The following is a 20,453-nucleotide window of genomic DNA, read 5'->3' as shown; positions in this document are numbered from 1 at the left end:
GCCGGCTCTTATTTTTTATCGCTAAATTATACCGGAAATTTTAGCAAATTTTACCACCAGGTCTGCTATTCTAGCTGAATAGCCAGCTTCATTGTCGTACCATCCTACAACCTTTACTATGCGACCATTGGCAGCTGTCAGTGCAGAGTCGAATATACATGAATACGTAGACCCAATAATATCCGCTGAAACGATCGGATCCGTACAATATTCGAGAATTCCTTTCAGCTCGTTTTCAGCCGCTGACTTCATAGCTGCATTGATTTCTTCGGCGGAAACTTCTCTACTGAGTACCGCTGTCAGATCGGTCACTGAGCCTGTGGGTGTAGGGACTCTGAGAGCATACCCATCGAGCTTTCCTTTGAGATCAGGCAAGACTTTTCCTACTGCCTTGGCAGCGCCGGTGCTAGTAGGTACTATTGAAAGGGCAGCTGCTCTGGCTCTCCTCAGATCTTTGTGTGGGGCGTCCTGCAGGTTTTGATCAGCGGTATAGGCGTGTACGGTAGTCATGTACCCGCTTTCGATACCAAATTTTTCGTGTAATACTTTGGCCATCGGCGCCAGACAGTTGGTCGTACAGGAAGCATTGCTGATTACGTTTTCATCTGCTGTAAGTTGTTCATCATTAACTCCAAGCACAAACATTTTGACATCGCCCTCCGCTGGTGCCGTTAAAATGACTTTTTTTGCCCCTGCATTAATGTGTTTGCTCATTTTTTCCCGATTCCTGAATACCCCGGTAGCCTCTACGACGATGTCAATACCCAGTTGGCCCCAAGGCAGCTGCTCGGGATCTTTCTCGGCATACACTTTAATGGTTTTTCCATTTATGGTGATGGATTCATCTGTGGAAGAGACTGTATGTGTGTATCTGCCGTGAATGGAGTCATATTTAAGCAAATGCGCCAATGTGTGAGCATTGGTCAGATCATTGATCGCTACAACCTCAATATGGGGGTTTTCAAATAAATTTCTGAAAGAGAGTCTTCCGATTCTCCCAAAACCGTTGATAGCAACTTTGATGGTGCTCATTGTATGTATATTTAGATGGTTAAAATTTTGTTGATTCGTATTAATTCGGGGTTAATATACGCTTTTCTGGTAATGGCTTCTTCGAATGGGGTATAAATGATCTGTTGATGCATAACACCTGCCATCACTTTGTTTCGGCCGATAAGCAGACCTTCGACAGCGGCCACGCCCAACTTTGAGGCCAGTACTCGGTCGTAGACAGTAGGGGAACCTCCGCGTTGTAAATGACCCAGTATGGTTACTTTAATGTCTAAATGCGGAAACTTTCCTTTCAAAAAGTTGGATATTTCAAAAATGTTTCCCAGTTTATTGCCTTCTGCAACGACTATTATGTTAGAAAATTTTTTGTTTTTCCCTGCTCTGTTGATTGTTTCAACCAAATGGTCATAGGTGGTGTCGTTTTCTGGCATGATCACATCGAGAGCCCCGGCTGCTATGGCAGACCGCAAGGCTATAAACCCGCTGTCGCGTCCCATTACTTCTACCAGAAAAAGCCTGTCGTGCGAAGAAGCAGTATCTCGGATTTTATCGATACACTCGATCGCTGTGTTGGTGGCAGTATCATAGCCTATGGTGAAGTCCGTTCCATACAGGTCGTTGTCTATCGTTCCAGGTACTCCAATGACCTGAAAGTCGTATTCTTCTGAAAATATTTTTGCCCCTGTGAAGCTTCCGTCGCCTCCGATTACAATCAAAGCATCTATGCCAGTTTTTGCAAGGTTATCATAAGCCTGTTTTCTGCCTTCGGGTGTGCGAAAGCGATCACTCCTTGCGGATTTTAAAAATGTTCCTCCCTGATTTAATATATATTTTACCGACCGCGAGTTCAGCTCCTGAAAATTTCCATTAATAAGTCCTTCGTAGCCATTGTAAATCCCTGTGATTTTTTTTCCATAGTAAACAGCCGAACGCACTACTGCCCGAATGGCGGCATTCATGCCCGGCGCGTCGCCTCCCGAAGTAAGAACAGCTATATGGCTTGGGATTTTTAGCATATTTCAGTATTCAGGGCAAACTTAGTGTCAATGGTACGCTTTTACAACTGACGTTTATCATCCCTGAATTGAACTTTCTATGAAAACATTTCTTTTACCCTTTCAAAAAATGTCTTATCTGCACTTGTCGGAGAGGGTGTAAAATTTGGGTCATTGGCCCAGGATTGCATGATTCTTTGCTGCTCTGAAGAAAGTTTTTTGGGAATCCACACGTTCACATGTATCAGCAAATCACCTTTTTCATATCCATTTACATCGGGAATACCCTTGCCCTTCAGTCTCAGAATTTTTCCGCTTTGGGTTCCTGGGTCTATTTTAATTCTCAACTTATTGCCAAAGTAGGGAATTTCTACCTGACTGCCAAGTACAGCATCAGGTATTGAAACATATAATTCGTAGTGCAGATTCAGGCCTTCGCGTTTAAATTTATCATGCTCGACCTCATCGATGACCACAATCAGGTCGCCCGGAGTACCACCTCCTGGAGGTTCATTCCCTTTGCCCCTCATCTGCAACTGCATGCCTGCCACTGCACCTGGAGGGATTTGAATGGTTACTACTTCTTCCTTTCTTTCCAACCCATCAGGACCTACTCCGGGTGGAATAGAAGAGGCTGTCTTTCCCGTGCCCTGACAATGACCACAAATGGATTCAGTACGCATGGCACCAAAAATGGTGTTTTGCACGCGATACACCCTGCCGGTACCATTGCAGATTCGGCAAGTGGTAAAATTCACGCCTTTTGCCAGGACTGCTCTTTTAATTTTTATTTTTTTCTCTGTGCCATTAATGATTTCATCTAGAGTTACTTTTATTCGAACTCTCAGATTTGAACCTTTGCTGGTTCTGGAGCCCCCGCCAAAGTTAAATCCGGTATCAAACCCAAAAATGTCTTTGAATCGCTCAAAAATATCATACGGGTCAGCGTAAGTGTATTGACCTCCGATGTCCGAGGTACCGGCATGGCCAAACTGGTCGTATCGGGCTCTTTTTTCCGGATCACTTAGTACTTCATACGCCTCAGCCGCTTCCTTAAACTTTTCTTCTGCCTCTTTATTGTTGGGATTTTTATCGGGGTGGTATTGAATTGCAAGTTTTCTATAGGCTTTTTTTATTTCTTCCGGTGTCGCGTTTTTGCTGACTCCTAGTACTTCATAATAATCTCTTTTGGTTGCCATACCTCAATACATTCTATTCTCCAACTACTACTTTGGCAAATCGCAATATTTTCTCCCCAAGCATATATCCCCGCTCGAGTTCGTCTATGACTTTTCCTTTTTGGCTTTCATCCTGTACGGGCACATTGGTCACAGCTTCCATGGTTTCCACGTCAAACTCTTTCCCAACGCTTGATTCCATGGGTTTTAAACCTTTATGGTTCATAATGTCGATCAGTTTGTGGTGAATAAGTTTAAAGCCCTCGAGAACGGGATCACCTGAAGTTTTGTCACCTAAATTTTTAAATGCTCTGTCAAAATCGTCAAGCACTGGCAACAATGCAAGCATCAAGTCTCTGTTTGCACTTTGAATTACTTCCAGTCGCTCACGATTGGTTCTCTTTCTGAAATTATCAAAATCTGCGTAAAGTCGTATATACTTGTCTTTTAGCTCGGCTAATTCCGCATTTTCTACAGCAGTAGCATCTTGATTCTGAGTCTCTTCTGCTCCAGACTCATGGGTGTCTACTACTGTTTGATGTTCATGGTTTGAGTCCGTATTTCTGGTGGTTTGTTCCATTGTAAATAGCATTATCGGCAATGATTTTCTCAAATCAATTGCCAGGTTTTTTAGTACGACAAATTGTCTGGATTATCTCTGATTGTTCCGAAGCCCTTCGAGTGCGCGCTCCAGTGCCTGACCTTTGAGCCCTCTAGCAATAATTACCCCTTTTTCATCGATCAAATAGGTCATCGGTATAGAGTTTACGTTGTATATTCTGGCTGCTTCAGATTTCCAGAATTTTAAATCGCTTACATGCCCCGTCCATAGCAAACCGTCTGCTTTGATGGCATTAACCCAGTCCGCTTTGTTTTGGTCTAATGACACGGAGAATATTTCAAAACCGTTGGCTTTGCCAAATTTTACATCATTGTAATTTTTGTAGAGTTTAACGAGGTTGGGGTTTTCCATACGGCATGGCCTGCACCACGATGCCCAAAAATCAATTAAGACTATCTTACCTCTGTAATCCGATAGTTTAATGATTTTTCCCTCGGGATTTGGAAAAGCAAGTTCGGGCGCCACATCCCCAACAGAAAGACCTACTGATTGCAACTTTTGCTTATACGACAAAAAAGCAAGTGAAGCAAAAGCCAGGAATGCTGTTAAAAAAAGGACTTTGATTTTTTTCACTTTCAAATTTATTTTTACAAATGTATGAAATTTGCTCATATTGCTATTGTTATCTCATTCACATTCTCGATTAGTATGAAAAGCAATGTCACACAAGAGAAAGATCTCATCAAGGTAAAGATCAAATCTGTTGAGAACCCTTCAGATTTATTTTCTGATATGGACCGCCTTCTAAATAATTACTTAGAAGAGCATTGTATTGCTGATGTTACAGAAATTAAAATCAATGAAGCTTTATCCAGAGAAATAAACAAGCTATTCGACAAACACAGAAGCACCAGGCGTTCCCTAATATTTATAACAAAAATTGAAGATCTTAGTTATTTTGACGAGCATGCGCCCGTTGTACCGACTGAACAGGAAGCCCGTGATTTTCTTGAAATGGAAGAAATCGAGAGGAAATTGTTAGATTCTGAAGAAGAATGAATTTTATTTGAACATCATCTCTTTGAAACCATCTGAGCTCCAGGTATTGTATCCTTTATATTTATCAAAATATATAAAATAATAATCCCATTCCGGATGGGCTTTGGCAAATTGCTTTGCATCCTCAAGACCCATGACAAGCAGTGCTGTAGCCAAAGCATCGGCTGTCATACAATCATCGGCTACTACCGACACGCTTAGCAGATTGTGATTGGCAGGGTAGCCTGTAATTGGATTTATAACATGTGACAACCTCGACCCGTCAGGCATTGTTTTGTACTTTCGGTAGCTGCCTGATGTAGCCAGTGATTTGTCCTTAAGTACAATTACTGTTTGAAAGGCAGTCTGATCCGTGCTCTCTGTCGGTTTTTCAATTCCGATCTTCCAGATATTCTCGTTGATGGTTTTCCCTTTGGCCCGCACTTCTCCTCCTACTTCTACCATGTAATTTTCTACACCTTTTGACTCAAGAAATTCTGCGATAAGATCTACCGTATATCCCTGAGCAATTGCGTTTAGGTCAAGACTCATGCCTTTAGGCAGCGAAACAGAATTTTCAGTGAAAACTACCTTTTTAAACCCTGTAATGTGCAGAACTGAGTCAACTTTAGATGAGTCTGGTATGACGTTTTCGTCCTTATTTTCAATCTTCCAGAAGTTGACCAATGGAAAAACCGTAACATCAAAAAAACCACCGGTTAACTCATATACCTCTTCTGACTTTTTTAAAACTTTAAAAAAGTGTTCGCTGATCGGCGCATTTTCGCCCTTGTTTAGCTTCGAAATGGTGCTGTTTGGTATGTACGTACTCATTTCACTATCAACAAACCTGAAAATAGAATCAATATTTATTTGGTAGTCAGTACCGGTTTTTACCAGATACTGAATGTTGTAGGTAGTTCCCTGGGCATTACCACGATTGATTCTTTGAACGAAGTCATTGCTATTGGAGTTGCACGCCAGGAGCAATACGACGATTGGAAATGACAAAAAATTGAAGTGTTTCATAAAAATAATTCTTCTAAGAAGTGAAAAAGCCCCTCGAGTAGGGGCTTGTGCTTTTAATTATCCACCGAAGTCATCGAAGGAAATGTTCTCTTTAGGTACGCCCCAGTCGTCGAGCATTTTCAATACAGCTGCATTCATCATCGGTGGCCCACAGAAGTAGTATTCTACTTCTTCCGGCTCTGGGTGGTGCTTCAGATAGTTGTCGATCAAAGCTTGATGTACGAACCCTACAAAACCATCAGCGTCCCTGTCGTTAATGTCTTTTGCCACCTTCCAATTATCTTCAGGCAATGGTTCAGAGAGCACAACGTAAAACCTAAAATTTGGAAATTCTTTTTCAATTTTTCGGAAGTGATCTATATAAAAAAGCTCCCTGCGGCTGCGACCACCATACCAGTATGAAACTTTTCTTTTGGTTTTTAAAGTGTGAAAGAGGTGGAAGATGTGAGCTCTGAGTGGTGCCATACCAGCACCCCCACCAATGTATATCATTTCCTTGTCGGTATCCTTTATAAAAAATTCTCCAAATGGCCCTGAGATTGTGACCTTATCTCCGGGTTTACGGGAGAATATGTAGGACGAACAAATGCCGGGATTTACATCCATCCATTTGTTTTTAGCTCGGTCCCAAGGTGGGGTGGCAATCCGAATATTGAGCATTATGATATTGCCTTCGGCGGGGTGATTCGCCATGGAATACGCCCTGAAAATAGGCTCATCGTTGACCATCTTGAGCGACCACATGTCATACTTATCCCAGTCAGGCTTAAACTTGTCAGGTCCTGCTGGATCATCGGGATAAGGCTTGATATCAATATCTTTATAGTCGACAACACATGGGGGAACGTCTACCTGAATATACCCTCCTGCTTCGAAATGAAGGTGTTCACCTTCAGGGAGTTTTACAACAAATTCCTTTATAAAAGTTGCAACATTGTAGTTGGACACAACTTCACATTCCCACTTCTTGATGCCAAATATTTCCTCTGGCACCTTTATTTTCATATCGTTTTTTACCTTGACCTGGCAGCCTAGCCTCCAGTGCTCTTGTATTTGTTTTCTGGTAAAATATCCAACTTCCGTGGGAAGGATTTCTCCTCCGCCCTCAAGTACCTGGCATTTACACATGGCACAGGTACCTCCGCCACCACATGCAGAGGGGAGAAATATTTTGTTATTGCTCAGCGTAGTGAGCAAAGTGCTTCCTGCTTCTACTTCTAATATATTGCCATTCACATCCAACTTTACCTTTCCTCCCGGTGAAAGCTTTGCTTTGGCATACAAAAGGATTGAAACTAAAAGCAGAATTAGGATAAAAAAGACTACCACACTGACCAAAATCACATTTACACTCAAAAACATACCATCCATTTTTTAAAGTTTAATCCCCATAAATGCCATAAAGCCAAGGCCCATTAGACCTGTGATGACGAACGTAATTCCAAGACCTCTCAAAGGAGCTGGTACATTGGAATATCTTATTTTTTCTCGAATAGCAGCTATTGCAACTATTGCCAAAAACCAACCCACTCCACTGCCAAGACCGAAAACTGTAGCTTCCGAAATATTGCTGTATGCTCTTTCTTGCATAAAAAGAGACCCTCCCAAAATCGCACAGTTCACTGCGATAAGAGGAAGAAAAATTCCCAAAGCATTGTACAGAGCAGGAGCAAATTTCTCAACGGTCATTTCAACCAATTGTACCATTGAGGCGATTACAGCAATGAACATAATGAAACTCAGAAAGCTTAGGTCAACCGTTGCAAAGGATTCATCTAGCCAAGTGAGTGCACCCTCTTTAAGCACATAATTCTCCAGAAGATAATTGATAGGAACGGTTATTCCCAACACAAAAATCACTGCTATACCAAGACCTACACCGGTTTTTACCGTCTTGGATACCGCAAGGTAAGAGCACATTCCGAGAAAATAGGCAAAAATCATATTTTCAACGAAGATGGCCTTGACGAAGATATTGATCAGATCTTGCATCTTTTTTACATTTTAGTTGTTTTCAATCAATTTGGTATTTCTGGATCTTTGTACCCAAATAATAATGGCAACGACGATTAGTGCCATTGGGGGCAGTAGCATTAGTCCGTTGTTGGCATAGAAACCTCCATTGCTGATCATCCAGGACTCGGGTATTACATGGAAGTCAAACAAGGTACCGTTGCCGAGCAATTCCCTGAAAAAGGCTACTATGATCAGGATAATTCCATATCCAAAGGCATTGCCTACTCCATCGAGAAAAGATTTCCAAGGCGTATTTCCAAGTGCAAAAGCCTCAAACCTTCCCATGATGATGCAATTTGTAATGATCAATCCCACAAAGACTGAAAGTTGCTTGCTCACATCATAAACATAAGCTTTCAGCACCTGATCAACCAATATCACAAGTGAAGCCACAACTACCAGCTGTACAATAATTCGTATCCGATTGGGGATAAAATTTCTCAGTAGTGAGATGACCACATTTCCTACACCAAGCACAAATAGAACCGACAAAGCCATCACAACGGCTGGTTTTAATTTTACAGTGATGGCCAATGCTGAACAGATGCCCAACACTTGTACGGTAATTGGATTATTATCGTTCAGCGGATCTGTGATTAGTTTTCTGTTTTTCTTGGAAAAGAGAGGTTCTCTCTTTGTTTCTACCACATTTTTTTCAACAACTTCGCTCATGTCAGATGGAATTATATGTTACCGGATTTTAAAAACTCTACGTAATTAGCAAGAATATCTCTCAGCATAGCATCTACACCCACTGATGTGATGGTCCCTCCTGAAATTCCATTAACCTGATGATCGCCGGAGGCATCGCCTTTTCTTACCTCGATGGACACAAACTCTCCTGATCTCATGATCTTCTTGTTTCTGAACTGAGACTGAAATCCAGCTGTATTGATTTCAGCTCCCAATCCAGGTGTTTCCGATTTATGATCAAAAGTGACACCGTAAACCGTTTCAATATCATCCATCAGGGCAATATATCCCCAGATAGGTCCCCACAGTCCCTTTCCTCTCAAAGGTATGATGTAAAATTTCTGACCCTCTTTTTCAGCCACGAAAAGTGGATTCAAACGGTCTTCTGGACGTTTTTTAATTTCGTCTGCAAGATTCACTGATAATGCATCGATGCCTTCTACCGGCTGGTTGTTTTTTACTACCAGGGACCTTTTTATGTAATCATCAAAGGCTTTATCTGCTTCGCTTCTTTCTACTTGGACTCCTATCGACCTTAGTATGTTTTGCTTTATTTCCAGGTCGATGTTTTTCTTTTGTCTGTCTTTGAGTGATATAGCGGTAAAGGAAAGTATGGCTGCTACTAATATTACCATCACACCTGCAAACCCAAAGGTGTACCCGTTGCTGTTGACGTTCATGGTTTACGCTTTTACTGTTTGAAGTTTCATTCTTTTCATCCTTTTTCTGATGTTTGCTTCAACCACGTAATGATCGATCAGGGGAGCAAACACATTCATCAAAAGAATAGCGAGCATAATGCCCTCTGGATATGCTGGATTGAGTACACGGATCAGAATAGCAAAGAAACCAACCAGAAATCCATAAATCCATTTTCCTTTTTCCGTCTGGGCAGCACTTACTGGGTCTGTAGCCATAAAAACAATACCAAAGGCAAAACCTCCCATAATAAGATGTTGCCAGGCAGGCACACTCAAAAATCCTTGCATTTCAGGTGTAGTGGCATATCCACTGATACCATTTAATAGAATACCCATAAACAAAGCGCCGATTACACCACTCAACATAATTTTCCAACTGCCAACTCCCGTAATCAACAGTATGGCTGCACCTATTAAAATGGCCAAAGTTGAGGTTTCACCCACAGATCCCGGAATAAAACCTATAAACATATCCATCACGGAAAATTGGGTAGTGCCGGTAGTAGCCAAATCACCGAGAGCAGTAGCTCCTGAATATCCGTCCACAGCTTCTCCTCTGAGCATTCCACCTATCCATACTTTATCCCCAGACATGTACGACGGATAGGCAAAGAAAGCAAATACGCGGGCTGTAAGTGCGGGATTTAGAATATTCATTCCGGTTCCTCCGAATACCTCTTTCCCGATCACTACCGCAAAAACTACTGAAATTGCCAGCATCCAAAGAGGTAAATCAATCGGCATAATCAATGGAATCAACATTCCAGTGACCAGATAGCCTTCGTTTACCTGATGACCTCTTGCTACCGCCATACCGAATTCAATTCCAAGCCCTACTCCATAAGAAACAATCAGCATAGGAATGATTTTGCCCGCACCGTAGAGAAACATGTCCCAAAAAGTAACCGTCTGAAGCATATCCGCAGCCTTAAAATGCTGGTATCCAGCATTGTACATTCCAAATAGCAAGGCAGGTATTAATGCGATTATTACTGTAAACATGGTGCGCTTGAGGTCGATCCCATCGCGTATGTGAGCCCCTCTGGCAGGAGTGGTATGACCAGGGACAAATAAAAAGGTATAAAAGGCATCGTATGCCGGCCAGAATTTGTGATACTTTCCTCCTGGCTCAAACTGTGGCCTGAGGGAATCCATCAGATTTTGAATCGCTTTCATTTTGTTTTTGCTATTTTTATTTCATACTACATTACTACTATCTAACCCACTTCCTTTTTCAGTAGTTCAAGACCTTTGTAAACTGTTTCCTGAACCGGAATTTTGGAAGTGCATACCACCTCACACAGTGCAAAGTCCTCTTCAATGACTTCATATAGGCCCAATTGTTCCATTTTATCAATGTCATTGACCATTATAGATTTGAGCAGTTGTACCGGATAGATGTCAAAGGGAAATACTTTTTCATATTCACCTGTCATCACAAAGGCCCTTTCCTCTCCATTCATTTTTGTATTGTATGGCAGCGCTTTTCCATTTTGAAACCAGTTTAAAAGGACTCTGTGTATGGTAAACTTACCAATACCTGGAAGTAACCAACCCAAAAATTCTGGCTCATGGTTTTCTTCCAGAACGGAAACTGTATAATCATAAAAGCCTAGATAGCCGTCTTCATCCTGTTTTACACCTGTCAATATATTGCCAGAAATAATTCTTACATCTTCGCCTTTTAAATGTTCTTTCAAACCTGATAGAGATGCGCCCGCAATCGTTTCATAGTAACCGGGATTTTTCACCATAGGACCAGTGAGTGCTACAATTTTTTTGGGATTATATTGACCGGTTTGAAACAATTCACCAATCTGAGCCAGGTCTTGCGGATATAGGTACCAGACTTTTTCTCCCTTGTTGATAGGGTCTATGTGGTGGATGTGAACCCCAACATTTCCAGCTGGATGTGGACCAGAAACCGTATGGGTTTCTACGTTATCACCTATAATGCCGGAAAACAAGTCCGGATTAGGCTCTGTGGCTGAAAAAGTCACATGAACCTTTCCATCAGTGAGTTTTTTGATGGCGTCCAACCCCACTTTGAGGAAATTTTTCTTATCCTTTACGATAAAAAGAGGATCTGCGGAAATCGGAGCTGTATCTACACAGGAAATAAAAATTGACTTCGGCATGTCGTCAGGGTTGGCAATACACCCGTAAGGCCTCTGCCTGATCAAAGACCACAGGCCTGAAGCAAGAAGTTTGTCAATAATTTCCTGCCGCGAAAGGTTCTTGGGATCTGCTACTCCAAAATTTTCAAACTCAAGATTATTGTCAGCCTTGATTTTAATGGCTAGGATTTTCCTCTTTTCACCTCTTTTTACTTCAACCACCTCCCCACTTACAGGACTGGGAATCACAATTCGAGTATCGTCCTTACTGAATATAACCGGAGAACCAACTTTGACCCTATCACCCTCCCTGACGGAAAGCTTGGAATATAAAAATTTAAAATCATCGGGCTTAATAGCCACTACCGCACTACTGATCTTACCTAAAACTGCTTTTTCGGGGGCTCCGGCAATGTTAATGTCGGCTCCTCTTTTTACCCTGATGTTCATTTAATAATTCGAATTTTAAGGTGCACAAAATTATACAGGTTCACTTTTTAAATATTTGTTTTTTAAGCCATAGCATGCAAAATCATTTCGATTTAAAATATTGTTTGTAACTTGTAAACAGGTTTGCAATGCAACAGTTCAATTCGTTAATTTTGAAAAAAACTTATGAAAAAGCAAATCAACCTACTGGCATACGCTATGATCTGCCTGGCAGCCATCGTCATCGCACTATTAATTCGCAGTGCTATCCTTGAAAAGTACACATCAAATCACACAATAGCTGTCACTGGGCTCGGAAGCGTTGATTTTGATAGTGATTTAATCGTTTGGTCAGGAACTTTTTCCAGGATCGATAAGGACCTGAAAAAAGCCTACGCAGAAATCGAAAAAGATCGGTTCATCATCTTACAATATTTAATTTCCAAAGGAATAAAAGAAAGTAGTATTGTTTTCCAAAGCATTCAGATCAACAAAGAATTTGACCACCAATACGATGATACATATAACCTGAGAAAAAAAACCTTCGTTGGGTACAACCTCAGCCAATCAGTCACCATTGAATCAGACCAGGTGGATGTGGTGGAAGAGGCCGGACGTTCCATTACTGAACTAATCAATCAGGGTATTGAATTTTACTCCGCAAGTCCACAATATTTCTATACCAAACTGGCCGAATTGAAGCTACAAATGATTGAGACAGCAACACTAGATGCCAATAAAAGAGCACGTATACTAGCCGAAAATTCTGGTAACAAAATTGGAAAACTCAAAAGGGCCACATTGGGTGTATTTCAAATCGTAGGGCAAAATTCCGGGGAAGACTTTTCATGGGGAGGCACCTTCAACACATTTTCTAGAAAGAAGACTGCTCACATCACTGTAAAACTCGAATACCTAGTCGATTGACTCACTCAAGAAAGGCTAAAAAAAGAGCGCCTGTACGATGGAATACCGGTGAACTCAGCCTATATTTAGTACCTTTGTAAAAATTTATGTAAAATGTTGAAATTATTTATAATAGCGTTTGTGTTGATCGGAATTGCCTTTGCCGGAATTGCCATAAAAATTTGGGCCAAAAAAGATGGAAAATTCGCAGGTACCTGTGCATCAAATTCTCCTTTTCTGAACAAAGAAGGAGAGCCATGCGGTTTTTGTGGAGCAATGCCCGATCAGCAATGCAAAAAAACGGAATCAACTACGTAAATTGCTTAAAGAGCATCGCGGGAAGTGCTCTTGTACTGCTCATTGCTACGGCATGTAAAACTTCGCCGGTCAAGCAGGGTTTTACCAACATCAATTTTTCCAATCTCTATCAACCTTCGGAGACCCTTCTAAAGCCAGATGTCCGATTTCAATTTCTGACCCATGATTCAGCAGAGCTGCATTATAAAATTTCAGAGGGACAGTTTCTCTACATGAGAGACTCGGAAATTGATGATTTTATAGCTAATGTGGAATTGCACTATGCCATAGTGACCGGATATAGTCCACCAGTTCAAATTCTAGATAGCGGAAGTATAAAAATCAAAATTAAAAAATCGGAACAAAACGGAAAGATCATCGGAAGCATTCCCATCGAAGTTAAGTCCAATGAAAACATCCCCAGGCCATTGGGGCTGCTTACTGTCAAAGACCTTAATAGAAATCTAGAATACAGCTTTTTTGAATACCTGGACAGATCTTCAAATCAATCACGTACCTTTTTTAACATCGAAGATTCAGAAGGGAACCCATTGGTCAACAAGTATTTTTATTCAGGTGACACAATATGTGTCACGCATCCCGGGAGTGAAAAAATCTTCGTGCGCTATCTTTTTGAGCCATTTCATGTGGCTCAACCTCCCTTTTCCAATTCCCAGGAAGAGCTCAATATTGGAAAGGTAAAATATCTTGGATATTTGGTTAAGGATTCCAGTTGTATGTGTTTAGAAAAATCTGGATTTTATCTCTTTCAGATAGACACAACCAGTCTGGAGGGGTTTTATCTGATGGTTCGCAACGACGATTACCCATTAATTAACAGGCGAAATCAATTGGTCGGTCCACTCCGATACCTAACCACCCAAAGAGAATTTGACAACTTGCAGGCCAATGAACCTGACTCATTGAAATTCCTTGCAGACCAATTCTGGCTATTAAAAGCCGGTAATCCGGAAAAAGCCAGAAATCTCGTAAAAGCCTACTACGGAAGAGTACAGCGTGCCAATGAGCTTTTCACATCTTTTAAAGAGGGGTGGAAGACAGATAGAGGAATGATATACATCATCTTTGGACCTCCCAACATCGTATACCGATACAACGACAAAGAACTATGGATTTATGGCGATGACAACAGCACGATGCAATATCGATTTAATTTTCATGTAATCAGGCTTCCTTTCTCGGGTTTTTACCATGTGCTGGAGCGAAACGACCAATACCGCTACATTTGGGGGCAGGCAGTGGATGCCTGGCGTAATGGCCGCATCTACTCCATCAGGGACATCAAGAAAGAACAAGATGAAAGAGACCAACAAATCAGACTCCAGCGACAACCTTATTTTTGGTTCTAAACCCATACTTGAAGCTCTGAAAGCTGGAATAAGCCTGGATAAAATCATTGTAAAAAAACACTACAATCCGCCTATAGTACAAAAAATCAAAGCGGAAGCAAAAGCAACAGGGGTTTTTGTACAGGAAGTTCCACCTGAAAAATTCTCTTTTATCAGAGACAAAAACCACCAGTTTGTAGCAGCTTGGCTTGCCGAAGTTGAGTTCTACCGTGCGGAAGAGGTGGTAAATCGTTTGTTGTCAAATGGTACGTTGCCTGTTTTAGTGCTGCTGGACAGAGTAAGTGATGTCCGAAACTTTGGCTCTATAGTTCGCACAGCTGAGTGTCTGGGGGCCCATGCAGTAGTCATACCCAAAAAGGGCAGTGCCTCCGTAAACAGCGATGCAATGAAAACCAGTGCCGGTGCACTGGCACGTTTGCCTATTTGCAGGGAAGACAATCTGAGAAACACTCTCAGGTACTTAAAAGACAGCGGGTTTGAGACCATAGCCTGCACCGAAAAAGCCCAAAAATCAATCTATGAACTGAAAGTACAAAGACCTTTCGCCCTATTGATGGGAAATGAAGAAAATGGAATTGCCACGGATTTGCGAAAACTTTGTCAGAATGAAGTCAAAATTCCGATGAAAGGCAGTACTTCGTCGCTTAATGTGGCCGTAGCTGCAGGAATAGCTTTATCCGTGCTGATGGCTGGAAGTGAGGGATGATTTTGGCAAACATTTTTTCAGTATCTGACAAAATTCGATGATTTCATTGGAAGTGGTTTCAGAACCCATTGATATTCTAAGGTTTGCATATTTTACTCGCTGAGGATACAAATAGCTAATGACATGGGATGGTTTTAGACTTCCACTGTTGCACGCACTGCCCGCTGACACTGCTATGCCAGCTAAATCGAGCTCAAACAGCAATCGACCTGTGTCATCTTCATCAGGCAAACTGATATTGACAATTCCCGGAAAATGATTTTCATCAGATGATGCCGCTCCATTGAACTCAACCTTTATATCCGAAAGCCGCTCAAAAAGAAGCCTTTTCAGATTAATAAGTTGTTTGTAATGGTCCTCTCGTCGGGCTAAGGTGTGATGAAGTGCAGCACTCATTCCAGGAATGAGAAGGGTGGGTTCAGTGCCTCCTCTTATGCTTCGTTCTTGGCTTCCTCCGGCTATTAAGGGCCATTTGTGCGAGATATTTTTGTGAATAAAGAGGCTTCCCACGCCTTTTGGTCCATAAAATTTATGTGCTGAAACAGAGGCCAAATCGGCCAAGTGCAAATCAACAGGTATCTTGGCAATTGCCTGGACCGCATCGACATGCAAAAGTGCTTTATACCGGCGGCATAGGGTGGAAATTTCCTTAATAGGTTGAATATTTCCTAGTTCATTGTGGACCCAAATCGAAGAAACCATTGTTGGGTCTTTACTGTCCGACAAAAGTTTATCCAGATGTTCCAGGTCATATTGCCCATCTGCAAGAACATTAAGCCAGCTTATGCTTATATTGAAAACTTCAACCAGTTGGTTTAGGGGTTCTAAAGTGGCTTTGTGTTCGATAGGCGATGTGATGATTCGCTTAATGCCAGAACGTGCCGCTATCCACAATGCCCAATTTGTGGCTTCTGTGGCACCGGACGTAAAATATAGCTCTGCAGGTAATACTCCCAGGGCTTCGGAGAGCTTACGTCTGGAAAGCTCCAAAAATGCCTTAGCCTTACGGCCGACCGTATGAAGTGATGAGGGGTTGCCCCAGACTTCAAAAGCTTCAGAAATAGCTTCGCGCGCTATGGGGCACAGTGGTGTGGTAGATGCGTAATCGAGATAAATCAAGGCACTAAAACTTAATACTTAATCTAAAAACCACTGATGGGCCACCTGAAGTTCAGGTGAATTAGCTTCTGATTTATGTGTAAATGTGTTGGAAGCCTGATGATAGACATAATCATTTGCGTAGCTGGTATAGTTAATGGCAATGTCCGCAATGGCATCTGCGATATACACTATTTCTTCTGCTGACATTACCGGATGGAGGGACAGCCTTATCCAGCCGGGTCGAATTGAAATATCGCCATTGTCGATTCTGCATTTAATCATGTTTGATATCTGCTGGTCGAGATTCAACAGGTAGTGTCCGTACGTACCAGCACAGCTGCATCCTCCACGTACCTGAATGCCATAAAGGTCGTTGAGAAGCTTTACACCTAGATTGTAGTGCAAGCCATCTACTGTAAACGAAATGGCCCCAAGCCGCTCCCTATTATTTCCGGCTAAAATATTGAGACCTGGAACGTTTTTAAGACGGTCAAACATATAATGAACCATGGAGTGTTCACGTTCTACGATTTTGACGGGGTCCAGTTGCTCTTTTAGCTGAAAGGCTTTAGCCGCCCTTAACAATTGTAAAAAGCCTGGTGTACCCCCATCCTCCCGAACTTCAATATCTTCAAAATAACTATGTGCCCCCCAGGGATTGGTAAAAGTGACCGTGCCCCCACCAGGCATATCAGGAGATTTTAATCGATAATATTTTTTGTTGAAAATCAAAATCCCCGGTGTACCAGGTCCTCCAAGAAATTTATGCGGGCTAAGAAAAATGGCATCTAGCCAAGCCATTGGCCTATTGGCCGGATGCATATCAATCGAGACGTATGGGCCAGAACAAGCAAAATCCACAAAACAACAACCACCAGCACGATGCATCTTCTCGGCAATTTCATAATAAGGAGTTTCAATGCCTGTCACATTGCTACAACCGGTCACTGAGGCATATTTGTATTTTCGATGCTGATGCTTCTTAAGCAACTCATCCAGATGTGAAAGATCCACGAGGCCGCGAGCATCAGCGCGTATGAGTTCCACATAAGCAATGGTCTCAAGCCACGATGTCTGATTGCTATGGTGCTCCATATGGGTAATGAAGACCACAGGACGTTCCTCATCGGGGATGTTAAAATAGTCGCGTAAGCAATCCGGATATTTCAGACCAAGTATGCGCTGAAATTTGTTTACTGCAGCCGTCATACCCGTGCCGACCGGCAGAAGTACATCGTCAGGACCGGCATTCACTGACCGCTTGATAATGTTTCTGGCCATGTGGTATGCATGGGTCATCACTGCTCCTGTGTAGCTGGTCTCGGTATGGGTATTTGCTACCATTGGACCAACGGACTCCAGCAACCATTGTTCAATAGGACGATATAATCGGCCACTTGCAATCCAATCTGCATACACAAGAGGTTTTCGACCGTAAGGTGTGTCAATAAATTGATTTTGGCCAATGATTTCAGACCTGAAACTGGCAAAATGCTCTTCAAAGGGCAAGACCGGTATATCCACTGAAGCTGATATGCCTGAATTATTCATGGCAAACAGAAAATTTTATTTTCACAAAGATAGAGGAATGAAGATTGGCCGGAAGCTCAAAATACGAGTACATCAAGAGATTTATCAAAGTACTGTCCCTTCAAAGACTTTTTAAACAGAGGATAAAACCAAGGCTTGCCAAAATACATGTCCAACGGTCTTTCAAAATCGACTGGAGTGATGTAGATCGTTTGTTTATCTGGCTACTAACTGGCATGTCGGAAGTAACTTTTCGGACGGGTTTTTGGTAATGGGGTACATGCTGAAATCGGTCTGGCCGGGGCGCGTGGTAAGATGTATTTGTGAAGCAAATTCTTTCCTGCAGAAAGTTTTTTCACAAAGTCTCACCTTATAAGGTCTTCTATCGGATGCCAATTGCCGGCATACAGCCGGTTTGAAAATGCTCAATCGGGAGAATAAATGGCTTTTTGGCTCAGTATTCCAATTTGTTAAAATACACATGTGATTGCTCTTCGAAATTCCGATCCCTCTCGTCTTGCTCTTACCTGCATCGCCCGAAGAGAGTCTTCGATAATCAGACAGGTTTCTTCCCTACCATTGTAGAGATGGACACCACGATCGTAAAGTTCAGCGAGACCAACACAGACCGTACCCGGCAAAATGCCTCCGCGGCCGGCAGCCGGTCTGACAACTGCACAGATAAGTAAAAAGTTAGAAAGAGGGGGAGGATTGAGGAGCTTGAAAAGGGCAGGGATGTAAGGGAAGAGAATGCTGTGGTCAATATGTTCAAAATTTGGATTGGAAATGGACGGGGATTCGGAGATTGCCGGGCTTCCGGGGCCAGGCGGGCCGGTGGTTTGAAATCAGGAAGGTCTGATGCAGTGGCCGATTTGTGGAGGTAAAGAACAGCAGGAAAAAGAGCGGGTGTGGGCTTTAATAGTCCGCAAGGATACGGGAGGCCGATGGTGATGAGTCAGTGGGATGCTGTAATTTCCGGCTTAGGCGCCGGATAGGTCCTTTGCGGGTCGGAATGTGGGGGCGTGCGGCCTTCTGGGGAGGTGCGTGAGGGATGCGGAGGGCGCCCGCAGGGCGGTGCGCAGCGCAGTGGAGCACGGGAGCGAAGCGCACCCCGGAGCAGCCCGACCCCGCGCGGTAAGGCCGCAAGGCCGGCGCGCGGGGGCACGCCCTGCTAAGAATAAAAAAACCCGGTGTGTGGCCGGGCTTATGACTTGTCGAAAGATGGAATCAGAGATGTATGACTTCACCATATGCATCGGCCGTAGCTTCCATGATGGCTTCGCTCATTGTGGGATGCGGATGAACTGATTTTATGATTTCGTGTCCTGTGGTTTCAAGTTTGCGGGCTACAACGGCTTCGGCAATCATTTCGGTGACGTTGGCGCCTATCATGTGGCATCCAAGAAATTCGCCATACTTAGCGTCGAAAATGACTTTGACAAAGCCGTCTTTATGACCGGCTGCGGAGGCTTTTCCACTGGCTGAGAAGGGAAATTTTCCAACTTTGATTTCGTAGCCGGCTTCGCGGGCGGCTTTTTCGGTGTAGCCTACGCTGGCGATTTCGGGTGAGCAATAGGTACAGCCCGGGATGTTGTTGTAATTGAGCGGCTCGGGGTGAAGGCCTGCGATTTTTTCGACGCAAATGATGCCTTCGGCTGAGGCTACATGGGCAAGTGCCTGACCTGGTACACAGTCGCCAATGGCGTAGTAACCCGGAATGTTGGTGCGATAGTATTGGTCGACGGTAATTTTTCCTTTTTCGGTTTTAATGCCTACTTCTTCCAGGCCAATGTTTTCGATATTAGCGACAATGCCAACTGCAGACAGAACGATGTCGCATTGGATGGTTTCTTCTCCTTTTGGAGTTTTGACGGTTACTTGAACTGCCTGGCCGGAGGTGTCGGAGGCGATGACTTCGGAAGATGTAAGAATGCGAATGCCTTGCTTTTTGAAGGAGCGCTCAAGTTGTTTTGAAATTTCTTCATCTTCGAGCGGTACAATTGTGGGCATATATTCGACAATGGTGACTTCGGTGCCCATGGTGGCGTAGAAATAGGCAAATTCGACGCCTATAGCGCCTGAGCCTACGACTACCATGCGTCGGGGCTGTTCTGGAAGTGACATGGCTTCGCGATAGCCAATGATTTTTTTGCCGTCTTGGGGAAGTGCGGGTAGTTGTCTACTGCGGCCTCCGGTGGCGATGATGATATGGGGAGCGGAATAGGTCTTGCTAGTGCCTTGGGAATCGGTAACTTCGACTTTGTTGCCTGGCTGAATTTTACCATAGCCTGATATGACGGTGATTTTGTTTTTTTTCATCAGAAAATTTACACCATTGCTCATGCCGGCAGCTACCTGGCGGCTTCTTTTGATTACCGAGCTGAAGTCGGGTCTGGCTTCGCCTTTAATTTCTATACCGTAATCACTGGCGTGCTTGATGTATTCGAATACGTTAGCGCTTTTTAATAGTGCTTTGGTGGGAATGCAGCCCCAGTTGAGGCAGATACCACCGAGTGACTCTTTTTCTACTACTGCTACTTTCATACCGAGCTGAGAGGCTCTGATAGCTGCTACATAGCCACCTGGGCCTGTACCTAATACGATGAGGTCAAAATCCATAATTAGAGGCTTTAATTGGGAAAACAGGTGCGAAAGTAGCTTATAAATGTCAGTGCTGGACAGAAAGGTTGGTTAATCCTGAGAACCTATTGGAGAGCAATGATCTGGATAATATAAGTAAAGGTCCTGGGTGGATATCCTTTGTTGTGCTGTAG

General features: G+C 43.0%; 20 protein-coding genes. 5 read left to right on the top strand and 15 right to left on the bottom strand.

Going from position 1 to position 20,453, the window contains the following annotated elements; translation table 11 throughout:
* Positions 1-21 precede the first annotated feature (21 nt).
* From gap to DES35_RS06015, 5 genes are all read right to left on the bottom strand, one after another.
* Entirely contained in the window at positions 22-1,032 is a 1,011-nt protein-coding gene (gap, locus tag DES35_RS06035; RefSeq protein WP_114366108.1) for a type I glyceraldehyde-3-phosphate dehydrogenase, read from the bottom strand.
* An 11-nt stretch (positions 1,033-1,043) separates the two neighbouring features.
* Positions 1,044-2,027, bottom strand: a complete 984-nt coding sequence (pfkA, locus tag DES35_RS06030; protein WP_114366107.1) for a 6-phosphofructokinase — start codon at positions 2,025-2,027, stop codon at positions 1,044-1,046.
* A gap of 77 nt (positions 2,028-2,104) precedes the next feature.
* Positions 2,105-3,205, bottom strand: coding sequence for a DnaJ C-terminal domain-containing protein (locus DES35_RS06025; RefSeq protein ID WP_037359408.1), 1,101 nt, complete (start codon positions 3,203-3,205; stop codon positions 2,105-2,107).
* A 13-nt stretch (positions 3,206-3,218) separates the two neighbouring features.
* A complete protein-coding gene (locus DES35_RS06020; RefSeq protein WP_037359407.1) occupies positions 3,219-3,764 on the bottom strand; it encodes a nucleotide exchange factor GrpE in 546 nt (181 codons plus the stop codon).
* A 72-nt stretch (positions 3,765-3,836) separates the two neighbouring features.
* The gene (locus tag DES35_RS06015; RefSeq protein WP_244906326.1) at positions 3,837-4,379 is read right to left on the bottom strand and encodes a TlpA family protein disulfide reductase; all 543 of its coding nucleotides are present in this window, start codon (positions 4,377-4,379) and stop codon (positions 3,837-3,839) included.
* Positions 4,380-4,403: 24 nt separating this feature from the next.
* Here DES35_RS06015 and DES35_RS06010 point away from each other — a divergent pair, with 24 nt between their 5' ends.
* Positions 4,404-4,805 (top strand): hypothetical protein, encoded by a 402-nt coding sequence (locus DES35_RS06010; RefSeq protein ID WP_037359405.1) that lies wholly within the window; start codon positions 4,404-4,406, stop codon positions 4,803-4,805.
* Positions 4,806-4,808: 3 nt separating this feature from the next.
* Here DES35_RS06010 and DES35_RS06005 read toward each other — a convergent pair whose 3' ends face one another.
* From DES35_RS06005 to DES35_RS05975, 7 genes are read right to left on the bottom strand one after another with little or no spacing between them, the layout of a single operon-like run.
* Positions 4,809-5,813 carry an FAD:protein FMN transferase gene (locus tag DES35_RS06005; protein WP_037359403.1) on the bottom strand — a complete coding sequence of 335 codons (1,005 nt, stop codon included), beginning with the start codon at positions 5,811-5,813 and terminating at the stop codon, positions 4,809-4,811.
* A gap of 57 nt (positions 5,814-5,870) precedes the next feature.
* Positions 5,871-7,175, bottom strand: coding sequence for an NADH:ubiquinone reductase (Na(+)-transporting) subunit F (gene nqrF / locus DES35_RS06000; RefSeq protein WP_114366250.1), 1,305 nt, complete (start codon positions 7,173-7,175; stop codon positions 5,871-5,873).
* Between the two features lie 12 nt (positions 7,176-7,187).
* A complete protein-coding gene (gene nqrE, locus DES35_RS05995; RefSeq protein WP_037359401.1) occupies positions 7,188-7,805 on the bottom strand; it encodes an NADH:ubiquinone reductase (Na(+)-transporting) subunit E in 618 nt (205 codons plus the stop codon).
* Between the two features lie 12 nt (positions 7,806-7,817).
* Entirely contained in the window at positions 7,818-8,501 is a 684-nt protein-coding gene (locus tag DES35_RS05990) for an NADH:ubiquinone reductase (Na(+)-transporting) subunit D (RefSeq protein WP_185714351.1), read from the bottom strand.
* A gap of 11 nt (positions 8,502-8,512) precedes the next feature.
* The gene (gene nqrC, locus DES35_RS05985) at positions 8,513-9,202 is read right to left on the bottom strand and encodes an NADH:ubiquinone reductase (Na(+)-transporting) subunit C (RefSeq protein WP_037359399.1); all 690 of its coding nucleotides are present in this window, start codon (positions 9,200-9,202) and stop codon (positions 8,513-8,515) included.
* 3 nt (positions 9,203-9,205) lie between these two features.
* Positions 9,206-10,399 (bottom strand): NADH:ubiquinone reductase (Na(+)-transporting) subunit B, encoded by a 1,194-nt coding sequence (locus DES35_RS05980; RefSeq protein ID WP_037359396.1) that lies wholly within the window; start codon positions 10,397-10,399, stop codon positions 9,206-9,208.
* Positions 10,400-10,440: 41 nt separating this feature from the next.
* A complete protein-coding gene (locus DES35_RS05975; RefSeq protein WP_037359393.1) occupies positions 10,441-11,790 on the bottom strand; it encodes a Na(+)-translocating NADH-quinone reductase subunit A in 1,350 nt (449 codons plus the stop codon).
* 165 nt (positions 11,791-11,955) lie between these two features.
* Between DES35_RS05975 and DES35_RS05970 the strand changes: the two genes are divergently transcribed.
* The 4 genes from DES35_RS05970 (at position 11,956) to rlmB (ending at position 15,048) form a co-directional block, all read left to right on the top strand.
* On the top strand, positions 11,956-12,696 hold the full coding sequence (locus DES35_RS05970) for an SIMPL domain-containing protein (RefSeq protein ID WP_114366105.1): 741 nt from the start codon (positions 11,956-11,958) through the stop codon (positions 12,694-12,696).
* Between the two features lie 96 nt (positions 12,697-12,792).
* Positions 12,793-12,993: a membrane or secreted protein gene (locus tag DES35_RS11675; RefSeq protein ID WP_037359529.1), complete on the top strand. Its 201-nt coding sequence runs from the start codon at positions 12,793-12,795 to the stop codon at positions 12,991-12,993.
* On the top strand, positions 12,966-14,342 hold the full coding sequence (locus DES35_RS05960) for a GWxTD domain-containing protein (protein WP_051889350.1): 1,377 nt from the start codon (positions 12,966-12,968) through the stop codon (positions 14,340-14,342). The genes DES35_RS11675 and DES35_RS05960 overlap by 28 nt, the downstream gene beginning before the upstream one ends.
* A complete protein-coding gene (rlmB, locus tag DES35_RS05955; RefSeq protein ID WP_037359387.1) occupies positions 14,290-15,048 on the top strand; it encodes a 23S rRNA (guanosine(2251)-2'-O)-methyltransferase RlmB in 759 nt (252 codons plus the stop codon). The genes DES35_RS05960 and rlmB overlap by 53 nt, the downstream gene beginning before the upstream one ends.
* Here the strand turns inward: rlmB and DES35_RS05950 are convergent.
* The 3 genes from DES35_RS05950 to lpdA all read right to left on the bottom strand — a co-directional run bounded on the left by DES35_RS05950 (position 15,016) and on the right by lpdA (position 20,298).
* Entirely contained in the window at positions 15,016-16,167 is a 1,152-nt protein-coding gene (locus DES35_RS05950; protein WP_114366104.1) for a cysteine desulfurase family protein, read from the bottom strand. The two genes, rlmB and DES35_RS05950, sit on opposite strands and share 33 nt — an antisense overlap.
* Before the next feature lie 18 nt (positions 16,168-16,185).
* Positions 16,186-17,700, bottom strand: a complete 1,515-nt coding sequence (locus DES35_RS05945; RefSeq protein ID WP_051889348.1) for an aminotransferase class V-fold PLP-dependent enzyme — start codon at positions 17,698-17,700, stop codon at positions 16,186-16,188.
* A 1,206-nt stretch (positions 17,701-18,906) separates the two neighbouring features.
* Positions 18,907-20,298, bottom strand: coding sequence for a dihydrolipoyl dehydrogenase (gene lpdA / locus DES35_RS05935; protein WP_037359381.1), 1,392 nt, complete (start codon positions 20,296-20,298; stop codon positions 18,907-18,909).
* Between the last annotated feature and the right edge of the window lie 155 nt (positions 20,299-20,453).

Source organism: Schleiferia thermophila (assembly GCF_003337435.1).
Lineage (GTDB): Bacteria > Bacteroidota > Bacteroidia > Flavobacteriales > Schleiferiaceae > Schleiferia > Schleiferia thermophila.
The sequence above is the reverse complement of the archived record's forward strand: the minus strand, read 5'-3'. Positions and strand labels throughout refer to the sequence as shown.

What these genes read in the sequence shown, in the direction of transcription:
- DES35_RS05975 (WP_037359393.1), bottom strand. Translation starts at nt 11,790, where the DNA reads ATGAACATCAGGGTAAAAAGAGGAGCCGACATTAACATTGCCGGAGCC.
- DES35_RS06025 (WP_037359408.1), bottom strand. Translation starts at nt 3,205, where the DNA reads ATGGCAACCAAAAGAGATTATTATGAAGTACTAGGAGTCAGCAAAAAC.
- nqrC (WP_037359399.1), bottom strand. Translation starts at nt 9,202, where the DNA reads ATGAACGTCAACAGCAACGGGTACACCTTTGGGTTTGCAGGTGTGATG.
- nqrE (WP_037359401.1), bottom strand. Translation starts at nt 7,805, where the DNA reads ATGCAAGATCTGATCAATATCTTCGTCAAGGCCATCTTCGTTGAAAAT.
- DES35_RS05980 (WP_037359396.1), bottom strand. Translation starts at nt 10,399, where the DNA reads ATGAAAGCGATTCAAAATCTGATGGATTCCCTCAGGCCACAGTTTGAG.
- DES35_RS06005 (WP_037359403.1), bottom strand. Translation starts at nt 5,813, where the DNA reads ATGAAACACTTCAATTTTTTGTCATTTCCAATCGTCGTATTGCTCCTG.
- DES35_RS05960 (WP_051889350.1), top strand. Translation starts at nt 12,966, where the DNA reads ATGCAAAAAAACGGAATCAACTACGTAAATTGCTTAAAGAGCATCGCG.
- lpdA (WP_037359381.1), bottom strand. Translation starts at nt 20,298, where the DNA reads ATGGATTTTGACCTCATCGTATTAGGTACAGGCCCAGGTGGCTATGTA.
- gap (WP_114366108.1), bottom strand. Translation starts at nt 1,032, where the DNA reads ATGAGCACCATCAAAGTTGCTATCAACGGTTTTGGGAGAATCGGAAGA.
- nqrF (WP_114366250.1), bottom strand. Translation starts at nt 7,175, where the DNA reads ATGTTTTTGAGTGTAAATGTGATTTTGGTCAGTGTGGTAGTCTTTTTT.
- pfkA (WP_114366107.1), bottom strand. Translation starts at nt 2,027, where the DNA reads ATGCTAAAAATCCCAAGCCATATAGCTGTTCTTACTTCGGGAGGCGAC.
- DES35_RS05945 (WP_051889348.1), bottom strand. Translation starts at nt 17,700, where the DNA reads ATGAATAATTCAGGCATATCAGCTTCAGTGGATATACCGGTCTTGCCC.
- rlmB (WP_037359387.1), top strand. Translation starts at nt 14,290, where the DNA reads ATGAAAGAGACCAACAAATCAGACTCCAGCGACAACCTTATTTTTGGT.
- DES35_RS06010 (WP_037359405.1), top strand. Translation starts at nt 4,404, where the DNA reads ATGAAATTTGCTCATATTGCTATTGTTATCTCATTCACATTCTCGATT.
- DES35_RS05990 (WP_185714351.1), bottom strand. Translation starts at nt 8,501, where the DNA reads ATGAGCGAAGTTGTTGAAAAAAATGTGGTAGAAACAAAGAGAGAACCT.
- DES35_RS05970 (WP_114366105.1), top strand. Translation starts at nt 11,956, where the DNA reads ATGAAAAAGCAAATCAACCTACTGGCATACGCTATGATCTGCCTGGCA.
- DES35_RS06020 (WP_037359407.1), bottom strand. Translation starts at nt 3,764, where the DNA reads ATGGAACAAACCACCAGAAATACGGACTCAAACCATGAACATCAAACA.